Source organism: Nocardia sp. NPDC050713, assembly GCF_040654315.1.
In the GTDB taxonomy this organism is placed as follows: Bacteria; Actinomycetota; Actinomycetes; order Mycobacteriales; family Mycobacteriaceae; genus Nocardia.
Genome location: NZ_JBFAHS010000001.1, coordinates 135484 through 154263 on the forward strand (window position 1 = coordinate 135484; position 18780 = coordinate 154263).

The following is an 18780-nucleotide window of genomic DNA, read 5'->3' on the forward strand; positions in this document are numbered from 1 at the left end:
AGTTCAGCCTTTTCACGCCCCGCTAAGGAGACCGCATGACTGAGACAACGCTGCCCCCGAACGGCGGTGCAGGCGACCGGATCGAGCCGGTCGACATCCAGAACGAAATGCAGAGCAGCTACATCGATTACGCGATGAGCGTGATCGTGGGCCGCGCGCTGCCCGACGTGCGCGACGGCCTCAAGCCGGTGCACCGGCGCGTGCTCTACGCGATGTACGACAACGGGTACCGCCCGGACCGCGGCTACGTGAAGTCCGCGCGCCCGGTCGCGGAGACCATGGGTAACTACCACCCGCACGGTGACGCGTCGATCTACGACACCCTGGTCCGCATGGCGCAGCCGTGGTCGCTGCGCTACCCGCTGGTCGACGGCCAGGGCAACTTCGGTTCCCGCGGCAACGACGGCGCGGCCGCCATGCGATACACCGAGTGCCGCCTGACGCCGCTCGCGATGGAGCTGCTGCGCGAGATCGACCACGAGACGGTCGATTTCGCGCCGAACTACGACGGTCGTTCGCAGGAGCCGGTGGTTCTCCCCAGCCGGGTGCCGAACCTGTTGATGAACGGCTCCAACGGCATCGCGGTCGGTATGGCGACCAACATTCCGCCGCACAACCTGAACGAGCTCGCCGAGGCGATCTACTGGGCGCTGGACAACCACGACGCCGACGAGGAGAGCACCCTCGCCGCGTGCATGGAGCGGGTCAAGGGCCCGGACTTCCCGACGCACGGCCTGATCGTCGGCAACCAGGGCATCAACGACGCCTACACCACCGGTCGCGGCTCGATCCGCATGCGCGGTGTGGTGGAGATCGAAGAGGACAACCGCGGTCGCACCACGATCGTCATCACCGAGCTGCCCTACCAGGTCAACACCGACAACTTCATCAACTCGATCGCCGAGCAGGTGAAGGACGGCAAGATCGCGGGTATCTCGGATATCCACGACGAGTCCTCCGACCGCGCGGGCATGCGAATCGTGGTGACGGTCAAGCGCGATGCCGTCGCCAAGGTGGTGCTGAACAACCTCTACAAGCACACCCAGCTGCAGACCAGCTTCGGCGCCAACATGCTGTCCATCGTCGACGGCGTGCCGCGCACGCTGCGCCTGGACCAGATGATCCGGCTCTACGTCGATCACCAGTTGGAAGTCATCGTCCGGCGCACCCGCTACCTGCTGCGCAAGGCCGAGGAACGGGCCCACATCCTGCGCGGCCTGGTCAAGGCGCTCGACGCGCTCGACGAGGTCATCGCGCTGATCCGGCGTTCGGCCAACACCGACACCGCCCGCACCGGCCTGATGCAGCTGCTCGAGATCGACGAGATCCAGGCCACCGCCATTCTCGACATGCAGCTGCGGCGCCTCTCCGCGCTGGAGCGGCAGAAGATCATCGACGATCTGGCCAAGATCGAAAGCGAAATCGCCGACTACAAGGACATTCTGGACAAACCGGAACGTCAGCGCGCCATCGTGCGCGACGAGCTGGCCGAGATCGTCGACAAGTACGGCGACGAGCGGCGCACCCGCATCATCGCCGCCGACGGCGACGTGGCCGACGAGGACCTGATCGCCCGCGAGGACGTGGTCGTCACCATCACCGAGACCGGTTACGCCAAGCGCACCAAGACCGACCTCTACCGCTCGCAGAAGCGCGGCGGCAAGGGCGTGCAGGGCGCGGGTCTCAAGCAGGACGACATCGTCAAGCACTTCTTCGTCACCTCGACCCACGACTGGCTGCTGTTCTTCACGAACAAGGGCCGGGTCTACCGCGCCAAGGCGTACGAGCTGCCCGAGGCCAACCGCACCGCGCGCGGTCAGCACGTGGCCAACCTGCTGGCTTTCCAGCCGGACGAGAAGATCGCCCAGATCATTCAGATCAAATCCTACGAAGACGCCCCGTATCTGGTGCTGGCCACCAAGAATGGTCTGGTGAAGAAGTCGAGGCTCTCGGACTTCGATTCCAACCGCAGCGGCGGCATCGTCGCGGTGAACCTGCGCGACGAGGACGAACTCGTCGGCGCCGTGCTCTGCTCCGCCGACGACGATCTGCTGCTCGTCTCGGCGCAGGGCCAGTCGATCCGCTTCTCGGCCACCGACGAGGCGCTGCGCCCGATGGGTCGCGCCACCTCCGGCGTGCAGGGCATGCGGTTCAACGCCGAGGACGAACTGTTGTCGCTCAACGTCGTTCGACCCGAGACGTATCTGCTGGTGGCGACCTCGGGCGGCTACGCGAAGCGCACCGCGATCGAGGAGTACACCGCGCAGGGACGCGGCGGTAAAGGTGTATTGACTATCCAGTTCGACGCCAGGCGTGGCACTCTGGTCGGTGCGCTCATCGTCGACGATGAGGATGAGCTCTACGCGATCACCTCCGGCGGTGGAGTCATCCGGACGGCGGCAAAGCAGGTTCGTAAGGCTGGGCGACAGACCAAGGGCGTGCGATTGATGAACCTCGCAGAGGGAAGTACGTTGCTTGCTATCGCGCGCAACGCCGACGAACCCGATCAGGTCGACGGTGGCGACGAAATCGGTTCCTCTCAGCAGTGACCCTCCAAGCGGCGGCAACGAACGGATCTAAGGATTCCCATTGACCACTCCGAATCAGCCGAATGACGGACACCAGACGAACGGTGTGACCGAACGGATCGCACCGTCTCCGATTCCGCCGCGGCCGATCCCCCGGCCCGGCGCGGGCGAAACCGGACAGCCGGGCGGGGGCCAGCAGGGTGGCCAGCCGCAACAGAACGTCGGCCAGCAGGGCGATTTCGGGCCCGGGCAGGGCGGACCCAAGCAGGGCGCGCCCAAGGGTGCGCCGGAGCCCGGTGGCGGCAAAGAAGGGTTCGATCAGGAGACCGTTCGGATGGGTTCGCCCGGTGAATCCGGCGGCCCCGATGGCGCGAAACCCGCGCCGGGCGGCGGTCAGTCGCAGTACAAGGACGGTTGGTCGCAGCTGCCGCAGCGCGAGCCGCAGTCGAACCTGTACCGCCCCGGCCAGGCGCCGGTGGCGGGCAGGCCGCCCGCGGACGGCGGCGCCGGGCTCGGCGCCGGAGCGGGCGGTAACGCGGCGGTCGGCTTGAACGGCGGCGTCACCAACGCGCGCACCACGGCCGACCTCGCGGCCAAGGCGGCGCGCAAGGAAGCGGCGATGGTGAAGTCGGTCGGCATCGACGGACCCACCCGCAGCATCGCGCGGCCGGAACTGATCAAGGACATGCCCGATTTGTCCGATATCCGGCACCCACTACCGCACCCCGAGCCCGTCGGCATGAACCCGCAGGCGCACGTCTCGCCCGCGGCTCCGGTCGCGGTCGCGGCGGCCGTGGCTTCCGGTGAGCCGCTGCGCGCCACCGTGCAGATCCGCCGCATCGACCCCTGGTCGACGCTGAAGATCTCGCTGGTGATCAGCGTGGCGCTGTTCTTCGTGTGGATGCTCGCCGTCGGCCTGCTCTACATCGTGCTCGAGGGCATGGGCGTGTGGGAGCGGCTGAACAACACCTTCACCGACATGGTGTCCCAGGACAGTGGCTCGGTGGGCCTGATCGACGCGGGCACGGTGTTCGGCTACGCGGGCGTCATCGGGCTGATCAACGTGGTGCTGTTCACCGCGCTCGGCACGGTCGGCACCTTCATCTACAACCAGTGCTGCGACCTGGTCGGTGGTATCCAGGTGACTCTGGCGGATCCGGACTAGGAACTCGGCTCGGACGGTGTCCGTCGATCGCTCCATCATGGCTGGAGCGTCGGCGGATCGCCCAGTCCGCGAAATTCTCGGCGGCGGCCGGTATTCCCGTTCCAGGGAATACCGGCCGTTTCCGTTCGGGCGACGGGATCGCTGACGGCTAGGTCGGCTGGCAGGGGTCGGAGAGATGGGCCGAATAGGCCGGTCTAGGCCCGCTACCAGCTGTTTTGTTTGTTTTGAGTCAAGTTTGGTAATGTCTAGCCTCGGCTCGCCCACTACGGTGCGAGAGCCGAACACGGGCCTATAGCTCAGGCGGTTAGAGCGCTTCGCTGATAACGAAGAGGTCGGAGGTTCAAGTCCTCCTAGGCCCACTCCCGAACATGACAGTAGGGTGGGAACCATGAAGATTCTCCTCACGGTCGGCGTCGTGGTCGCGGTTCTCTTCGGAATCACCAAGCTGCGCAAGCGTGACGAAGCGGACCTGTGGCACGAGGTCACCACTCGCTGAAACTCATTCCACCCTCGGGGACTCGGGGCCTTAGCTCAATTGGCAGAGCACTGCCTTTGCAAGGCAGGGGTTAGGGGTTCGATTCCCCTAGGCTCCACTTTCAACCGGCGCGTGCTTGTTCAGAGCACGCGCCGATTCTCGTTTCCGGGCTAGAGGTCGACGGCGGCGGCGCGCAGGCGGGTGAGGGTCGGGGCGTCGGGCCAGTTCTTGGCCAAGTAGCGGCGTGGGGACAGGGTGCGGACCGGGACCAAGTCGATGTGGGCCGCGAGGGTGGCGAAGGGGATCGCCAGGGTTTCGATGATCTCGTCCTTCTCGTCGGTCAGGCAGAGGTCGATGTAGTCGGCTTCCGGCAGCAGGGTCTCGATCTCTTCAGCCCACGGGGCGATGGTGAAGAAACCGTTGTCGCCGCTGGCCAAGTTCAGCTGGGAGGGATAGGCGAAGTCGATACCGTAGGGCGCGAAGCCGTCTTCGTCGTCCAGCGCCTCGATGAGCTGCGCTTGCTGGGCCTGGTACTCGGTGGTGGCCAGGCCACAGCGCGCCCGGTGGGCGGCGGGTAACTGGGGATGCGGACCTGCCAGGTCGAACGGGACGACCGCGCCGCTCCCGTTGGTGGTGTAGGCCTGCGGTGAGAGGCGGCGCACCGCGGTGACGTACTGGTCCTCCACGGCGTCGAAGAGCTGCTCGAGGAGTTCGGGCTCGTCCAGCGTGAGGATGAGGGCGTCGTCTTCGGGGATGAAGGCGACCGCGCGTCTGCCTTCGGCGGCGAGCGAGGCGAGCCAGCCGGGAAGCAGGGGCCAGGAAGTCGCGTAGTAGTCGCCGGTGTCGACGATGCGCGTGTACCCGTCGTCCGACAGGGAGATCGAAGGTGGTTTCGCGGCGAGGTTTTCGCGCGCGGCTTCGAACACCTCGAAAATCGTGACGCCCCAACCCGTCACGTGATCGGTGGTGACGAGGACGCGCTTGTCGGGCATATCGATCGCGATCAGCTCGTCGACGAAGGGAAAGGCCGGGCGCGAGAGTGGACGTATGCCCTGTCCGCCGTAGGTGGCCGGGCGCAGCACCGGAAACAGCGTGGGACGTGCGCTTTCCCAGTCGGCGGGGAATTCCTCGTCGGCGCGCAACGCCGACAGGAACCGCGTGACGCGCTCCGATCGTTCCTCGGCCGTCAACTCGGCGGTATCGCGAAAGATGTTGTGCAGATTGATGACCAAGCCGTCGGGCAGTTCGAAGCAGAACTCCCCGGGTTGGTATTCGGCGCCCTCGATGCCGAGGTCGTCGAGCTGGCGGCGCACCAGCGCGGCGAACTCGCTCGGCGTTGGTGTTCGTGAGTTGTCCACTCGGCCAACGTAATCACCCGCACCGACAAGCGCAGCCCGGTGTATTCACATGCCGACGAAGTCGATGATCGGGGCGGGGTAGTCGACGTCCGCGCGCCACGGCAGATGAATCCGCGGCCCCTCCAGGTGCGCGAGTTCGGGTATCCAACGCCGGACGTAATCGCCGTCGGGGTCGTAGCGCTTGGCTTGGCGCAGCGGGTTGAGCACGCGGTTCGGCCTGGTGTCGGTGCCGGTGCCCGCCACCCACTGCCAGTTGAGCTGGTTGTTGGCGAGGTCGGCGTCGACGAGCCAGTGCAAGAAGTGGGCCGCGCCGATCCGCCAATGCACCCGAAGGGATTTGGTGAGGAAGCTGGCCGTGATCAGTCGTGCGCGGTTGGGCATCCAGCCCTCGGCGCGCAACTGGCGCATGCCCGCGTCGACGATCGGATAGCCGGTACGGCCTTCTCGCCAGGCCTCGACCGCGCGCGGATCGTCGCGCCATTGGATCTGCCGCGCGCGGTAGTCGTGCCAGGCGGCCTCGGGCCGGGCGGCGAGGTGCTGGTGGTGGAAGTCGCGCCAGGCCAGCTGCCTGGCGAAGGCGTGACCGCCCTCGGCCGACATGTCGACCCGGTGCACCACCTCGGTGGGGGACAGGCAGCCGAAGTGCAGATAGGGCGAGAGGTGGGAGGTCGCGTCGGCGGCCAGATCGTCGCCGAGCTTCGCGTAGTCGGCGAGCGGACCGGAAAGCCAGTCGCGCAGCAGTTTCCGGCCCGTCGTCTCGCCGCCGACGGTCAAGTGCGGCGAGGATTCGCCCGAACACAGGTCGTCGGGCTTCGGCAGCGGGTCACCCGATATTCGCGGCAGGGTCAGGGCGCGTGGTTTGCCGAGGGGCTTGCGCCGGTGCGCTTCCTGCCACCGCCGGAAGTAGGGGGTGAAGACCGCGAAGTGATCGCGACCGGTGGACGGCACGAGCAGGTCCGGGTCGGCCGCCGTGATCGTGGCGGTGTGCTCGTCGACCCGACAGTCACGCTCCCGCAGCCGTTCTCGCAATCGCAGTGCTCGCGAGCGGCTGTATCCACTCACATCCTCGGCGAGATGCACGCTGGTGGCGCCCGTTTCGGCGACCACACGGTCGACCTCGTCCACCACGTCACCGCGGCGCAGCACGAGTCGCCCGCCGAGCGCGCGGAGTTCGTCGTCGAGTTCGGCGAGGGCGGCGGCGAGGAAGCGGGCGCGGTTGGGCGGGCAGCGGTCCGGTACCAGGTCGCGGTCGACGATGAACAGCGGCACCACCGCGTCGCCCGCCCGGTGCGCCGCGGTGAGCACGGGATTGTCGTGCACCCGCAGGTCGCGGGTGAACAGCGCCACCGAGGTCGTCATCGGTCGGCTCCGTGCGGCCGCCACGGGGAGCGACGCGACCGATGCGGGCCCCACGAGGGTCGCGCCGCGCGGGCACGGGCGGCTCTTCCGTACCGGCGCGAACGCGACCCTCGCGGAGTCCGCACGCTGTCGCGGTTCACGTAGTGCACAGCGGTCCGATCGTGGACATGCCGCCAGTCGTCGGCGAGGTGAGATAAAGGCAGGAGTCCTGGCCCGCCGCGACGATCGCCGCACGCACGTCCGACCAGGACTGTGGATCCAACGCGGGTTCGCGGGCGAGCACGAAGCCCGAGGTGCGGTTGGGGTCGGTCACCAGCGCCCACGAGTAGTCCGGGCCGAGCGCGGTGACGATGTAGTTCGTCGGGCCGTCCAGTTGATCCTGGGTGAGTACGCCGGGAAAGCTGACGTGCAGCTGCGCGCCCGTCACCCGGTCGTTCACCCGCGCGGTGCCGCGGATCTCGTTGACGGTGCCGGTCCAAGTGATGCAGCGGTTGTGCACGGAGATGTCGCCGCGCGGGTCCAGCGCGTAGTCGGCAGTGGTGTCGCGGGCGCAGGCCAGGTTGAAGTACTGCGGTATCGCGGCGAGCTGGCGCCACTGGCCGAGGTAGCGATCCAGATCCAAGTTCGGCACCGGGGCGGGCGGTTCGGCCGTCGCGGTACCGGCGGCGACGCTCGCCGCCGCGACGACAGCGGTCGCGAGACGCGCACACCATCGTGTTGTCCGGTGCGAGTCCATGGGACCTCCTCGGGTCGGCGACTCTCGCCATGATATCAGTCAACGATGCATAAACGATGCAGAATTCTCGCCGGACACACTCCGAATCCGGGCGTCCGTGCGGAACCGGACGGACTCGACCGGGCAGAATGAGACGATGCCCGCCGGTTCCGCCTCCGCTCCCGACGCGGCCGGTTACACGGTGCGCGCGGTGGCCGAGCGTCTCGGCATTCCGACGGCGACCCTGCGCAGCTGGAACCGCCGCTACGAGATCGGGCCCGCGCAGGATCGGCCCGGCCGTCACCGCCTCTACACCGAATCCGACATCGCGCTGCTGGAACGGATGCTCGAGCTGATCCGCGGTGGCGCCAGCCCGGCGGGCGCCGCCGCGACAGCACGCGGGCCCGTGCTGGCGCTCGGCGATCGGACCGCGCTGCTCGCCGCCGCGTTCGCCCTGGAGACCGGCACGGTCACCGCCCTGGTCGAATCGCACGTTCGCGCCTACGGCGTCGTCGACACCTGGGAACGCCTGTGCCGTCCCGCTTTTGCCGAGATCGTCGATCGGCAGGGCAGTGGCGAGGGGTGCGTCGATGTCGAACACCTGCTCTCCTGGTGTGTCGCGGCCGCCATGCAACGAACGAATCCGCCCACCGGGCCCGCGGGCACCGTGCTCGCCTGCACGAGCGGTGAAACACATTCGCTGCCGCTCGACGTGCTGCGTGCCGCGCTGGCCGAACGCGGCGTCGGCGCGCGGATGCTCGGCCCCGATGTTCCGACCGCGGCATTGGTGGACGCGCTTGCGAGGCAGCGGGATCCGGCTGCGGTCCTGCTCTGGTCGCAGCGCGAATCCACGGCGTTGACCTCGGCCGTTCGCGCCTGTCTCGGGGCGGGGGCTCGGGTGTTCCTCGGCGGGCCCGGATGGGACGACGTGATCCTGCCGGCGGCCGCCGTGCAGGTGGAGAGTCTGGCGGACGCCGTCGACCGGCTGCGCTGAATTTCTCGGCGCCCGAACGGATGCCGTCGCTTCGCGGGAAGGTCCGGCCGTGGCACCGCCGGTGGACGCGTCGCGGTGGTTCTCAGCCGCCGTCCTGTGCGCCGAGCGAGTGTCGCGCCCCAGGTTGTCAGTGCCTCGTCCGGCCGAGCAGGTGACGCAGCGCGGCGTCGAGGCCGGGAGTTCGGAACGTGTGCCCCGCCGCGACCAGCCGGGTCGGCAGCACGCGCTGGCCGGCGGCGGCGAGTTCGCGCGCGCCCTGCTTGCCGAGCAGCAGGGCCGGGCCGAAGTCGGGCACCGGAAGGAGCGCGGGGCGGTGCAGCACGCGGGCCAGCACCTCGGTGTATTCGCTGTTGCGGACCGGGTGCGGCGCAACGGCATTGATCGGTCCCGCGAGGGATTCGTCCCACAGCGCGCGGTGGTAGACATCGACCAGGTCGTCCAGAGCGATCCAGGACAGCCATTGACGGCCGTCTCCGATCCGCCCGCCGAGACCCGCGGTGAACAACGGACGCAGCAGCCGCAGTGTGCCGCCGCTCGGGGACTGCACGATGCCGGTACGAATTCGGATCGTCCGCACTCCGGCTTTCTCGGCGGGGCGGGTCGCCGCCTCCCAGTTCGCGACCACATCGGCTAGGAAGCCGTCGCCCCAGCTCGCCTCCTCGGTGAGTGTCTCGTCGCCGCGGTCGTAGCCGTAGAAGCCGATGGCGGAGGCGCTGACGAAGGTCGAAAGACCTGATCGCGCGGCGAGTTCGGCCAGCTTGCGCGTCGGTTGGATCCGGCTGTCGGCGATCGCCCGCTTGTGCGCCTCGGTGAACCGTCCCGCGATCGACGCGCCGGCCAGGTGCACCACCGCGTCCACGCCGTCGAGCAGTTCGGGGTCGGGAGCGGCGGGGTCCCACCGGCGTTCGCCGGGCGTGCGGGCCGGATGACGCACCAAGCGCAGGACGCGGTGGCCGCCGGTGCTCAGGAAGGCGCACAGTGCGGTGCCGACCAGGCCGGACGCACCGGTCACCGCGACGGTGGCCGGGCCGAAGCCGTGCTCGGCGGCGCGGCGGTGCGCGAGTAGGTCGTCGGCCAGCTGGCGGTATCGGTAGTCGAACATCGGGCGCAGCACGAATTCCGGAATCGGAGTCCGCACTCGATCGATCACCCGGGTGTGCCGGGCGTCGACCTCCTCGAATTCGTGCACGTGCCGCCAGCGCAGCAGCCGCGCGGCGGGCAGCGAGGCGAGTCCCTTCGCGGCAACCGCGTCGACGAAACGTTGCGGCGGCAGATAACCGGCGGGATCGTGCCGCGCCACCCAGCGCAACCCGCCCGGCAAGCCGAGCACGGCGCGTCCGTCGGCCAGCGAATCGGCCTCGGCGAGCGGGGAAACCGGATGCCACGGTGGCGCGAGTCTGGTGAACGCGCCGGGACGCGCGTACCAGGCGAAGACCTCGGATCGGGGCGCGGCGACGACGCTCGAGCACTCGATGGCCATGACTCGACTGTAGTCGCGAAGCGCCCTGATGAAGCGTTTATGCGTCGTTCGACCTGCCGGGCGACTCGATCGGCAGCGGACCGTGCCTGTCCAGGTGCAGATACGTGTAGCCGGTGACGAGGGTGCACACCACCGTCGCCGTGATGAGCATCGCCCAGCCCGCGACCAGCAAGCTCAGCAGACCGCCGAGCAGCGCGCCGAGCCCGAAGGACAGATACAGCAGGAAATAGCCGAGCCAGTCGGCGTAGTCACCGCCGCTGACGTGGCGTTCGATGCCCTGTCCCAGCTTGACCAGCGTCCCGGTGACGTAACTGAGCGGCACCGAGACCTCGCCGTCCTTCACGAACGAGGTGTTCAGCGCGCCGACGCCGAAGGCGACGAACAGGATGGGGACGAAATCGATCCGGCTGGTATCTGTCACGGAGTAGAGCGCGATATCGATGATCGAGGCCAGCGCGAGGCACACGGTTGTGAGCAGCGTGGGCCCGTGCGGATGACCCGACCAGTAGTGCCTGCGACACCAAGAGGCAACGACCACGCCGGACAGGAACGCGGTCAGCAGCAGCGCGGCGGCGACGGCCAGATCGGGCTCATCATGGAACGCGCCGAGTACGGCACGCTCGGTGTTGCCGGTCATGAAGGTGACGAAGTAGCCGGCGGTGTGCATGAAGGCCGCCGCGCCGATCATCCCGGCCAGCGCCGCGAGCACCCAGGAGAGCCGGGCCTCGGCGTCGAAGAGTTCCCTTCTCCGTCTCTCGTCCGGCTGTTTCACAGGTCAGGCTCCTCACGCGGCGGATGCGACCCAATCAGTGATACCCGCGCGCCCTGAGAATCAGCTGACCAGATGCTGGGTGTGTCCGGTTGTTTGCCGAGCTCACATCCGCGCTGTGCTGTCGGTGTCGTCACTGCGGCTGTGTTGTCTGTGCCGCCACCCCGGCGGTGCTGTTGGTGCCGTCACCGGCTCGTGTTGCTGGTGCCGTCACCGCGACGGTGTTGTCTGTGCCGTCACCGGTTGTGTTGTCGAAGCCGCCACCCGGCTGCGCCGCCGGCTGGGGATCGACCCTCGGATCACACCGGCACCGCGGCGGCCGCGTCGTACGCGGTGCGCGCCTCGGCGATCTCGCGCTGATGATCCTCGGTCCAGGTGACCAGCGCCTGGATGGTCTCGTGCAGGCTGCCGCCCAGCGGTGTCAGTTCGTAGTCGACCCGCGGCGGCACGACCGGATGCACCGTGCGCCGCACCAGGCCGTCGCGTTCGAGGTGGCGCAGCGTACGGGTCAGCATGCGCTGGCTGACACCGTCGATCTCGCGGCGCAGTTCGGTGAACCGCATGGTGCGTTCCGCGAGGAGGGCGATGGTCAGCAGCGACCACTTGTCGGCGATGCGGTCGAGGATCTGGCGTACATCGCAGTCCTCGCGGGTGTCCCACTGGCGTGCCGTGTAGTCCTCGGTATCTCCGCAGTAACCGGGTGACTCAGAAGTGCCGTCTTCCATAGCTGTCCATGGTGTCCGATGATGCCCTTGGTTACAAGAAGTAACCGACAGTCGCAGCGGGAACCGGAAGGACTTCGGCATGACGCAGAAGGTCGAGGATTTCGACGAGATCGAGACGGAGTTCAACGCCTACGTGGGGCACATCGTGTACGCCACGATGGTGACCGTCGACAGCAAGAACCGGCCGCGCACCCGGGTGCTCATCCCGGTCTGGGAGCGGGTCGACGGGGTTCCGCTCGGCTGGCTCGCCACCTACAAGACGCCGGTCAAGGCGGCGCACATCGCGCGGAACCCGCACGTCAACTTCTCCTACTGGTCGCGCGGCAACAACTCCGTCGCGGTGGACGCGACGGCCGAGTGGGTGGACGATCTCCCGACGCGCCAACGTGTCTGGGACCTGTACGCGCAGACCAGTCCGCCCGGCGCGGGTTATCACCTCGGCCAGTTCTGGCGCGCGCCCGACGATCCGACGCTGCACATCATGCGGTTGGAGCCGTGGCGCATCCAGGTGATTCGCGGCGCCGATCTGCGCAGCCGGATATGGCAGTCCCCGGTCGAGGTCGCCCGGACCGGTTAGGTGGCCTCGGCTCCGGGCGGGCTCCTGGCGAACTTCGTCCGGCAACGCCTATTTTCCGGACCTTCGCCGTGGCCGACTGCGGGTAGAGATCAGCTAGGCCCGAGTCGGTCGGGCATGAGCTCCGCGCGGGTTAGCGTGCAGGAGTGGAATCTGTGCTCGACTATCTCCTGACCGAACCGCCCGGCGCACCGGTCGACTCCGTGACGGCCGCCTGGGCCGGGCACCGCGCGGTCGCGGCCCGTTTCGCGGCACACGTGGACGCCGCGATCGCGGGCGGTTTCGCGGCCGACCGGCTCGGCTACGCCTTCCTCTCCGGCTACCAGGAGGCGCTGCGCACCCTGTTGCCCGAGCTGCCTGCCGAAGACGCCGTCGCGGTCTCGGCCACCGAGGCGGGCGGCGCGCATCCCTCGGCCATCCGCACCGCGCTGACCGAGCACGACGGCGCGGCGACGATCAGCGGCACCAAGACCTTCACCACGCTGGGCAGTCTGGCGCGCAGGCTCCTGGTCGTCGCCAGCGCGGGCGTCGCCGACGACGGCCGCAACATCCTGCGGGCCGCGCTCGTCGAAACCTCGGCGCCGGGCGTCGCGGTGACGGATCTGCCCGAGCCGCCGTTCGCCCCCGAGATCCCGCACGCCACCGTCACTTTCACCGACGCGCCCGCGACCGTGCTGCCCGGCGACGGCTACACCGATTTCCTCAAGCCGTTCCGCACCATCGAGGACGTGCACGTGCTCGCCGCCGCGCTCGGCTGGCTGGTGCGCGTCGCGCGCGAGTCGTCCTGGCCGCGTCCGGTGCTTCAGCGCCTGCTCGCGCTGGTGGCCGCGGTGCGCGGGTTGGATCTGGACCAGCCCGGGTCGCCCGGCGTGCATGTTGCACTCGGTGGCGTCTTCGAGGAGTTCGGCCGGGTCGTCGACGAGCTCGCGCCGCTCTGGCGGACCGCCGATCCGGTCGCCAGGGACCGCTGGGAGCGGGATCGCCCGCTGTTCGGCACGGCGGGACGGGTGCGGGCGCAGCGGCTGGCAACCGCTTGGCGGGCGGTCGGCTTCGACACCGAGACCACCGGCTGAAGGCGAGAACGGACCTCGTGAAAAGGGTCCGGAAATGGGGAGCGGGCCTCGGCGAAGGGGGGGAGTTAGCCGAGGCCCGCGTAAGGTCGGCCCGGGGGGGAGGGGCCGACGTGACTGATCCTACGCGAAGATTTGTGATTGTGTGCGCATGGGGGTAGCCACTTTCCAAGAAATTTGGCGCGGTGGCACGCGGTGCGATTGCTCGATCACGGCGTCGACCGGCCGCCCGTGCAGGTCCTGCGGCAGGTCCGTGACCTGGCGTTTGTCAAAGACGTTGCGGTGCAGCTCATTCCACCACAATTTCGGCGCGGTGGCACGAAAAGCGGTTCCGACCGGAAACATTCCGAGTGGTCGCAGTGTGGCGCGAATCCCTCCACCGGACGGCGAGCGGGCTCGATTCTGCCGGGTTTGTCGCGTGTCGCGGCGGGCTGGGCATGTCGGGCGACGACCGAAATCTGTCGTACCCCGGTGCGAGTATGTGCCGGTGGTCACTCGGACTGGTTCGACCGCCGCCCGCGGCACGGTGCGGAGTGAGTACCGCGCGCGCGGGAAACGGGTAGTCGGCTACGCACGACCCGAGAGGGCCGCGCGCGGGACCATCGAACCGGTCGCATCCCGTTCCGGTACCCCCGAGCACCGACTGGACCGGGATGCGGCCTTTCGCTGTCCGGCCCGAGGCAAGACGTCCCCCAACAAAGGGGATGCGCACAACCGGAGTCAGGACAATACTGACCCCCGTATCGGTCGGTTGTCCGACCCGCTGACAACGCCTCGACGCCCGGATGAGGGGCGTCGAACGCCGTTCGACATCGAGAATTCACCAACGTCAGGAGAATCATGCCCGACGCAATAGTCGCCGAGGGTCTGGTCAAGCGCTACGGCCAGCTGGTCGCCCTCGATGGACTCGACCTGACGGTGCCGGAAGGCACCGTCACCGCGCTACTCGGCCCCAACGGCGCGGGCAAGACCACCGCGGTCCGGGTGCTCACCACCCTGCTCGTTCCCGATGAGGGCCGGGCGACGGTGGCGGGACTCGATGTCCTCCGGAATCCGCAGGCGCTGCGGTCCAGGATCGGTGCGTCGGGCCAGTACGCCGCCGTCGACGAATACCTCACCGGCTTCGAGAACCTCGAGATGGTGGGCAGGCTCTATCACATGGGCGTGCAGCGCAGTAAGGAGCGCGCACGCGAGCTGCTGGAACGCTTCCGGCTCAGCGACGCGGCCGACCGGCCGGTCCGCGGCTACTCCGGCGGCATGCGCCGCAGGCTCGACCTGGCCGGGGCCCTGGTGGCCAATCCGCCGGTGCTGTTCTTGGACGAGCCGACCACCGGCCTGGACCCCCGGGCCAGGCTGGACCTCTGGGACGTCATCGAGGAGCTGGTCGCGGGCGGCACCACGCTGCTGCTCACCACCCAGTACATGGAGGAGGCCGACCGGCTCGCCGACTCGATCGCCGTGATCGACCACGGCAAGGTCATCGCGCGCGGCACCGCCGACGAGCTGAAGACCCTGGTCGGCGGCGATCGCGTCCAATTCACCGTCGACCACGTCGACAAGCTCGCCGTCGCGCAGCAGGCGCTGAAGGGCCTCGCGGACGGGGAGATTCACCTCGAACCCGGCCTGCGCCGGATCACGGTGCCGGTCAGCAACGGCTCCCAGGCGCTCGTCGACGCGATCGGCCTGCTCGCGGCGAGCGACGTGCAGGTGCACGACGTCGGCCTGCGTCGTCCGTCGCTGGACGACGTGTTCCTGACGCTCACCGGGCACGAGGCCGAGGAGCTCGTCGGTGGCGATGCCGTGGACAAGCGCGCGGGAGACGTCGCGGCGAACGGCTCCGGCGGAGCGAAAGCCGCCGAACGACTCGAAGCTACGGAAGGAAAGTCCCGATGACCGCGACGACGACAGTTGTGGAGGCACCGCCCCGCATGGGTCTCGGTGAACGCCTCTCCATCGTGGTCAGCGACAGCGTGACCATTGCCAAGCGCAACATCATCAAGATCAAGCGCGTGCCCGACGTGCTGATCTTCTCGACGCTGTCGCCGATCATGTTCGTGCTGCTCTTCGCGTACGTCTTCGGCAACGCGATCCAGGTGCCCGGCATGGAGGGCGGCTACCGCGAGTTCCTGATCGCGGGCATCTTCGCGCAGACCGTGGTGTTCGGTTCCTCGTTCACCGGCGCGGGTCTCGCCGAGGACATGCAGAAGGGCATCATCGACCGGTTCCGCTCGCTGCCGATGGCGTCGTCGGCGGTGCTGGTCGGCCGGACCGTCAGCGACGTGGTGATCAACGTGGTCAGCCTGGTGGTCATGTCGCTGACCGGCCTGGTCGTCGGCTGGCGGATCCGCGGCTCCTTCTTGGACGCGGTGCTCGCGTACGTCCTGCTGCTGCTGTTCGCCTACGCGGTGTCCTGGATCATGGCCGTCGTCGGTTTGCTGGTGCGGGCGCCCGAGGTGTTCAACAATGCCAGCTTCATGGTCATGTTCCCGCTGACCTTCCTGGCCAACACGTTCGTGCCGATGGAAAACCTGCCGACCGTGCTGAAGGTGTTCGCCGAATGGAACCCGGTCTCCGCGCTGACACAGGCGACCCGCGAGTTGTTCGGCAACACCAGCGCGATGGTGCCGGTCTCGGACGCCTGGTCGATGCAGCATCCGGTGGCGACCACGCTGATCTGGGTGGTCGTGATCCTGGTGGTGTTCGTGCCGCTGGCCCTGCGCCAGTACAAGCGCGCCGTCAGCCGCTGAACGCGCTCAGCGGTTGTTCTCCGCGCCGGCTCCCGCGACGGGGGTCGGCGCGGAGCCGTTTCGGGAGTAGCCGATGCGCGGCGGCTCCGGCGCTGGCTGCGGCGGCAGCGGTCGTTTGCTGCGGACCAGCCAGGCCACGCCACCCGCCAGCGCGGCGAGACCCCCGGCGATCAGCCGGTTACGAGAACGTGCGGATACGCGTAGACGCCCCAAGCTCATTCGACCACTTTGGCACAGCGGAGTGAACTGCGCAGTAAGTGCCGACCGGTCTGGACGCGCCGCGGGCCGGCCCGGGCAGTGTGCAGGATCGGAGCGCGCGATCGTCAGGCGTGCCTCCGCGTTCGCTCCGGCCATGCGCGGGTGTTCTGCGGACTTCGTCCGGCGGCGCTGTTCTAGCATTGCGGGCGTGACCTCACCGATTCAGACCGCCGGTGTGACGCTCTGTACGAACCACGGCGATATCAAGCTCGCGCTCTTCGGCTATCACGCGCCGAAGACGGTGCGGAACTTCCTCGGGCTGATCGACGGCTCGGCGGCGTACACCACCGAGAACGCGAGCGGGGGCACCTCCGGCCCGTTCTACGACGGCACCGCCTTCCACCGGGTGATCGAGGGCTTCATGATCCAGGGCGGCGATCCCGGCGACACCGGTCGCGGCGGGCCCGGCTACGACATCGCCGCCGAATTCCATCCCGAGCTGCGCTTCGACCGCGGCTACCTGCTGGCCATGGCGAACGTCGGCGCCCGCACCAGCGGCTCGCAGTTCTTCATCACGGTGAGCCCGCAGCCGCACCTGAATCGCAAGTACACGATCTTCGGCGAGGTCGTCGACCCGGATTCGCGCAAGGTCGTCGACGCCATCGCGGCGACGCCGACCGATCGCAACGACCGTCCCAAAGAGCCCGTCCGCATCTCCACCGTCACGATCGATTGAACCGATGAACCCTCAGCCGCCCGCACCGACGTGCGTCCGCCATCCGAATCGTCCGACCGGCCTGGCGTGCACGCGCTGCGGGCGGCCCGCGTGCCCGGACTGCCTGCGACCCGCCGCGGTCGGGCAGCACTGCGTCGACTGCGTGCGGGAGGCGGGCGCCCAGGTCCGTCCGGTCCGCACGGTCGCGGGCGCACCGGTCGTCGCCTCGACCACCCCGCTCGTGACATACGGGCTGATCGCGTTGAACGTGCTGTTCTACGCGATCACCGCGGTTCAAGCGAGCAGCCTGGCCGACAACTACCGGTCCAGCCTCTTCCTGCGCTGGGCGCTGATTCCGCAGCTGGTGGCCGACGGTGAGTGGTTCCGGGTGATCGGCTCGGGCTTCCTGCACTGGGGCCCGCTGCACCTGGCGCTGAACATGTTCGCCCTCTACATCGTCGGCATCCAGCTGGAGCCGTTCCTCGGGCGGACCCGGATGCTCGCCATCTATATGGTCGCGTTGGTCGGCGGTTCGGCGGGCGGGATGCTGCTCGAGCCGGTGAACACGATCGGGGCAGGCGCGTCCGGCGCGGTGTACGGGATGTTCGGCGCGGTCGCGGTGCTGTTGATCCGGCTGCGGATGAACGCCACCCAGATTCTGGTGATCATCGCGATCAACGTGCTGCTCAGCCTCTCGCTGAGCGGGGTCTCGCTGTGGGTGCACCTGGGCGGACTCGTCGCGGGCACGCTGGCAACGATGGGCGTGCTGTTCCTGCCGCAGTGGGTGCGCGCGAAATCGCCGGAGTCCGCACGCACCATCGGGTGGGCCGCCATCGGCGCGGTCGGCGCGGTCTCGGTCGCGCTCATCGGCGTCGCGGCGGCACTGGTGTCCTGAGCCGGTTTTCGGCTCGCTTCACGTGAAACATGGAGCGAATGCCGAGGTATGCCTACTCCGACGGCAAATACGCGATCCGATGCGCGACCAGCGCCTCGAAGACATCCTGCGGCGCGGTGCCCAGGTCCCAACGGCCGAAGATCAACAGCCGCTCCTGGCCCTCGTGCTCGACATCGATCTCGAGCATCGGCGACTTGCGCCCGAGGCGGCGGTAGCTCACCACCCGCGCCTTGACGATCTGCTCGGGCCGGTACTCGGCCGGGCCGAGCAGGCCGCGCACCACCAGGCGCGGATCGGCGCCGGTCTGGATGGACAGGCGCGGCCGCTGGCGGAAACCCAGGCCCGCCAGGGCGAGCAGGCCCGCCGCGGCCAGCCCGATGAGCAGCCGGCTCGCGGCGTCCGCGGCGAAGAACGCCGCACCAGCGAGGATCACACCGCCGACGGCCACCGCGACGAGCGCGGGGGTAGGCGTGGTCCACGCGAGACGCGGTTCCACGGAGGGGGATTCAGGGTTCACGCGGCACTTTCCCCAATCGGTCCTCGAGTTGTCCACAGGGTCATCCACAGGTGTGCATGAATGACACGTCTGTAATCCCGAAGGAGGTGGATCAGCGCCACCGCATGGTCATGATCAGTCCGACGACCATGAGCCCGAAGCCGATCAGGAAGTTCCAGGCGTTGAGGTCGTTCATCCAGCTGATCTGCTCGGCGGCCAGGTAGTAGACCAGCAGCCAGACCAGACCGGCCAGCATGAAGCCGAGCATGATCGTGACGTACCAGACCGGCGACGGGCCCGCCTTCACCTTCACCGGGGTCCGGCTGGCGGGGTTGATCGTGTAGTCGGTCTTCTTGCGGACCTTCGACTTGGGCATGACGTCCTCGTATTCGGCGTGCAGGTCGGTACCGGCGGCTGATTCAGTTGACGCTGTGCCGAGCGACTTCGCCGCGGCCGTTCCGGTGGCAGCGCGGACGGCCCGGGCGAGGCTCGGAAGCCCTCCGGTGTTCCCCCTAGG

At 68.4% G+C, this 18780-nt stretch carries 19 protein-coding genes and 2 tRNA genes; 12 read left to right on the forward strand and 9 right to left on the reverse strand.

All coding sequences use genetic code 11. The features are described from left to right. Window positions 1-35 precede the first annotated feature (35 nt). The 5 genes from gyrA to AB0H49_RS00580 all read left to right on the forward strand — a co-directional run bounded on the left by gyrA (window position 36) and on the right by AB0H49_RS00580 (window position 4286). Window positions 36-2549, forward strand: coding sequence for a DNA gyrase subunit A (gene gyrA, locus AB0H49_RS00560; RefSeq protein WP_357245638.1), 2514 nt, complete (start codon window positions 36-38; stop codon window positions 2547-2549). Between the two features lie 40 nt (window positions 2550-2589). After that, window positions 2590-3693, forward strand: a complete 1104-nt coding sequence (locus tag AB0H49_RS00565) for a DUF3566 domain-containing protein (protein WP_354998284.1) — start codon at window positions 2590-2592, stop codon at window positions 3691-3693. Between the two features lie 285 nt (window positions 3694-3978). Then, a tRNA-Ile gene (locus tag AB0H49_RS00570) sits at window positions 3979-4052 on the forward strand. 29 nt (window positions 4053-4081) lie between these two features. Continuing rightward, on the forward strand, window positions 4082-4189 hold the full coding sequence (locus AB0H49_RS00575) for a DLW-39 family protein (protein WP_218018413.1): 108 nt from the start codon (window positions 4082-4084) through the stop codon (window positions 4187-4189). A 24-nt stretch (window positions 4190-4213) separates the two neighbouring features. After that, window positions 4214-4286 (forward strand) — tRNA-Ala (locus tag AB0H49_RS00580). A gap of 52 nt (window positions 4287-4338) precedes the next feature. Here the strand turns inward: AB0H49_RS00580 and AB0H49_RS00585 are convergent. The 3 genes from AB0H49_RS00585 to AB0H49_RS00595 form a co-directional block, all read right to left on the reverse strand. After that, window positions 4339-5526, reverse strand: coding sequence for a hypothetical protein (locus tag AB0H49_RS00585; protein WP_357245642.1), 1188 nt, complete (start codon window positions 5524-5526; stop codon window positions 4339-4341). A 45-nt stretch (window positions 5527-5571) separates the two neighbouring features. Continuing rightward, a complete protein-coding gene (locus AB0H49_RS00590) occupies window positions 5572-6885 on the reverse strand; it encodes a deoxyribodipyrimidine photo-lyase (protein WP_357245645.1) in 1314 nt (437 codons plus the stop codon). A 136-nt stretch (window positions 6886-7021) separates the two neighbouring features. Further along, window positions 7022-7621: a lipocalin family protein gene (locus tag AB0H49_RS00595; protein WP_357245648.1), complete on the reverse strand. Its 600-nt coding sequence runs from the start codon at window positions 7619-7621 to the stop codon at window positions 7022-7024. A 136-nt stretch (window positions 7622-7757) separates the two neighbouring features. On the opposite strand from AB0H49_RS00595, the gene AB0H49_RS00600 reads away from it, so the two are divergent. After that, the gene (locus AB0H49_RS00600) at window positions 7758-8594 is read left to right on the forward strand and encodes a MerR family transcriptional regulator (protein ID WP_354998280.1); all 837 of its coding nucleotides are present in this window, start codon (window positions 7758-7760) and stop codon (window positions 8592-8594) included. A 127-nt stretch (window positions 8595-8721) separates the two neighbouring features. Here AB0H49_RS00600 and AB0H49_RS00605 read toward each other — a convergent pair whose 3' ends face one another. The 3 genes from AB0H49_RS00605 to AB0H49_RS00615 form a co-directional block, all read right to left on the reverse strand. Next, a complete protein-coding gene (locus tag AB0H49_RS00605; protein ID WP_357245652.1) occupies window positions 8722-10074 on the reverse strand; it encodes a TIGR01777 family oxidoreductase in 1353 nt (450 codons plus the stop codon). Between the two features lie 37 nt (window positions 10075-10111). Next, window positions 10112-10846, reverse strand: a complete 735-nt coding sequence (locus AB0H49_RS00610; RefSeq protein WP_357245655.1) for a YoaK family protein — start codon at window positions 10844-10846, stop codon at window positions 10112-10114. Between the two features lie 296 nt (window positions 10847-11142). Beyond that, window positions 11143-11568, reverse strand: coding sequence for a helix-turn-helix domain-containing protein (locus AB0H49_RS00615; protein ID WP_354998277.1), 426 nt, complete (start codon window positions 11566-11568; stop codon window positions 11143-11145). A gap of 79 nt (window positions 11569-11647) precedes the next feature. Here AB0H49_RS00615 and AB0H49_RS00620 point away from each other — a divergent pair, with 79 nt between their 5' ends. The 4 genes from AB0H49_RS00620 to AB0H49_RS00635 all read left to right on the forward strand — a co-directional run bounded on the left by AB0H49_RS00620 (window position 11648) and on the right by AB0H49_RS00635 (window position 15959). Further along, the gene (locus AB0H49_RS00620) at window positions 11648-12145 is read left to right on the forward strand and encodes a pyridoxamine 5'-phosphate oxidase family protein (protein ID WP_354998276.1); all 498 of its coding nucleotides are present in this window, start codon (window positions 11648-11650) and stop codon (window positions 12143-12145) included. Between the two features lie 143 nt (window positions 12146-12288). Further along, entirely contained in the window at window positions 12289-13215 is a 927-nt protein-coding gene (locus tag AB0H49_RS00625; RefSeq protein WP_357245659.1) for an acyl-CoA dehydrogenase family protein, read from the forward strand. 837 nt (window positions 13216-14052) lie between these two features. Next, complete coding sequence (locus AB0H49_RS00630; RefSeq protein WP_354998274.1) at window positions 14053-15105, forward strand: ATP-binding cassette domain-containing protein; 1053 nt, start codon at window positions 14053-14055, stop codon at window positions 15103-15105. 35 nt (window positions 15106-15140) lie between these two features. Next, entirely contained in the window at window positions 15141-15959 is an 819-nt protein-coding gene (locus AB0H49_RS00635; protein WP_357246577.1) for an ABC transporter permease, read from the forward strand. Window positions 15960-15965: 6 nt separating this feature from the next. On the opposite strand, the gene AB0H49_RS00640 is transcribed toward AB0H49_RS00635, so the two are convergent. After that, window positions 15966-16178, reverse strand: coding sequence for a hypothetical protein (locus AB0H49_RS00640; RefSeq protein WP_354998273.1), 213 nt, complete (start codon window positions 16176-16178; stop codon window positions 15966-15968). Between the two features lie 187 nt (window positions 16179-16365). Between AB0H49_RS00640 and AB0H49_RS00645 the strand changes: the two genes are divergently transcribed. Both AB0H49_RS00645 and AB0H49_RS00650 read left to right on the forward strand, forming a co-directional pair. Continuing rightward, window positions 16366-16893, forward strand: a complete 528-nt coding sequence (locus AB0H49_RS00645) for a peptidylprolyl isomerase (protein ID WP_354998272.1) — start codon at window positions 16366-16368, stop codon at window positions 16891-16893. 4 nt (window positions 16894-16897) lie between these two features. After that, on the forward strand, window positions 16898-17767 hold the full coding sequence (locus AB0H49_RS00650) for a rhomboid family intramembrane serine protease (protein WP_354998271.1): 870 nt from the start codon (window positions 16898-16900) through the stop codon (window positions 17765-17767). Between the two features lie 52 nt (window positions 17768-17819). Here the strand turns inward: AB0H49_RS00650 and AB0H49_RS00655 are convergent, their stop codons facing one another. Next, the gene (locus AB0H49_RS00655) at window positions 17820-18284 is read right to left on the reverse strand and encodes a PH domain-containing protein (protein WP_357245663.1); all 465 of its coding nucleotides are present in this window, start codon (window positions 18282-18284) and stop codon (window positions 17820-17822) included. 91 nt (window positions 18285-18375) lie between these two features. Next, window positions 18376-18639: a cell division protein CrgA gene (gene crgA, locus AB0H49_RS00660; protein ID WP_067786371.1), complete on the reverse strand. Its 264-nt coding sequence runs from the start codon at window positions 18637-18639 to the stop codon at window positions 18376-18378. Window positions 18640-18780 lie beyond the last annotated feature (141 nt).

Bases quoted from the DNA above. Each gene is read 5' to 3' on its own strand.
- AB0H49_RS00615 (WP_354998277.1), bottom strand. From the start codon at position 11,568: ATGGAAGACGGCACTTCTGAGTCACCCGGTTACTGCGGAGATACCGAG.
- AB0H49_RS00600 (WP_354998280.1), top strand. From the start codon at position 7,758: ATGCCCGCCGGTTCCGCCTCCGCTCCCGACGCGGCCGGTTACACGGTG.
- AB0H49_RS00620 (WP_354998276.1), top strand. From the start codon at position 11,648: ATGACGCAGAAGGTCGAGGATTTCGACGAGATCGAGACGGAGTTCAAC.
- crgA (WP_067786371.1), bottom strand. From the start codon at position 18,639: ATGCCCAAGTCGAAGGTCCGCAAGAAGACCGACTACACGATCAACCCC.
- gyrA (WP_357245638.1), top strand. From the start codon at position 36: ATGACTGAGACAACGCTGCCCCCGAACGGCGGTGCAGGCGACCGGATC.
- AB0H49_RS00640 (WP_354998273.1), bottom strand. From the start codon at position 16,178: ATGAGCTTGGGGCGTCTACGCGTATCCGCACGTTCTCGTAACCGGCTG.
- AB0H49_RS00635 (WP_357246577.1), top strand. From the start codon at position 15,141: ATGGGTCTCGGTGAACGCCTCTCCATCGTGGTCAGCGACAGCGTGACC.
- AB0H49_RS00595 (WP_357245648.1), bottom strand. From the start codon at position 7,621: ATGGACTCGCACCGGACAACACGATGGTGTGCGCGTCTCGCGACCGCT.
- AB0H49_RS00605 (WP_357245652.1), bottom strand. From the start codon at position 10,074: ATGGCCATCGAGTGCTCGAGCGTCGTCGCCGCGCCCCGATCCGAGGTC.
- AB0H49_RS00590 (WP_357245645.1), bottom strand. From the start codon at position 6,885: ATGACGACCTCGGTGGCGCTGTTCACCCGCGACCTGCGGGTGCACGAC.
- AB0H49_RS00575 (WP_218018413.1), top strand. From the start codon at position 4,082: ATGAAGATTCTCCTCACGGTCGGCGTCGTGGTCGCGGTTCTCTTCGGA.
- AB0H49_RS00650 (WP_354998271.1), top strand. From the start codon at position 16,898: ATGAACCCTCAGCCGCCCGCACCGACGTGCGTCCGCCATCCGAATCGT.
- AB0H49_RS00630 (WP_354998274.1), top strand. From the start codon at position 14,053: ATGCCCGACGCAATAGTCGCCGAGGGTCTGGTCAAGCGCTACGGCCAG.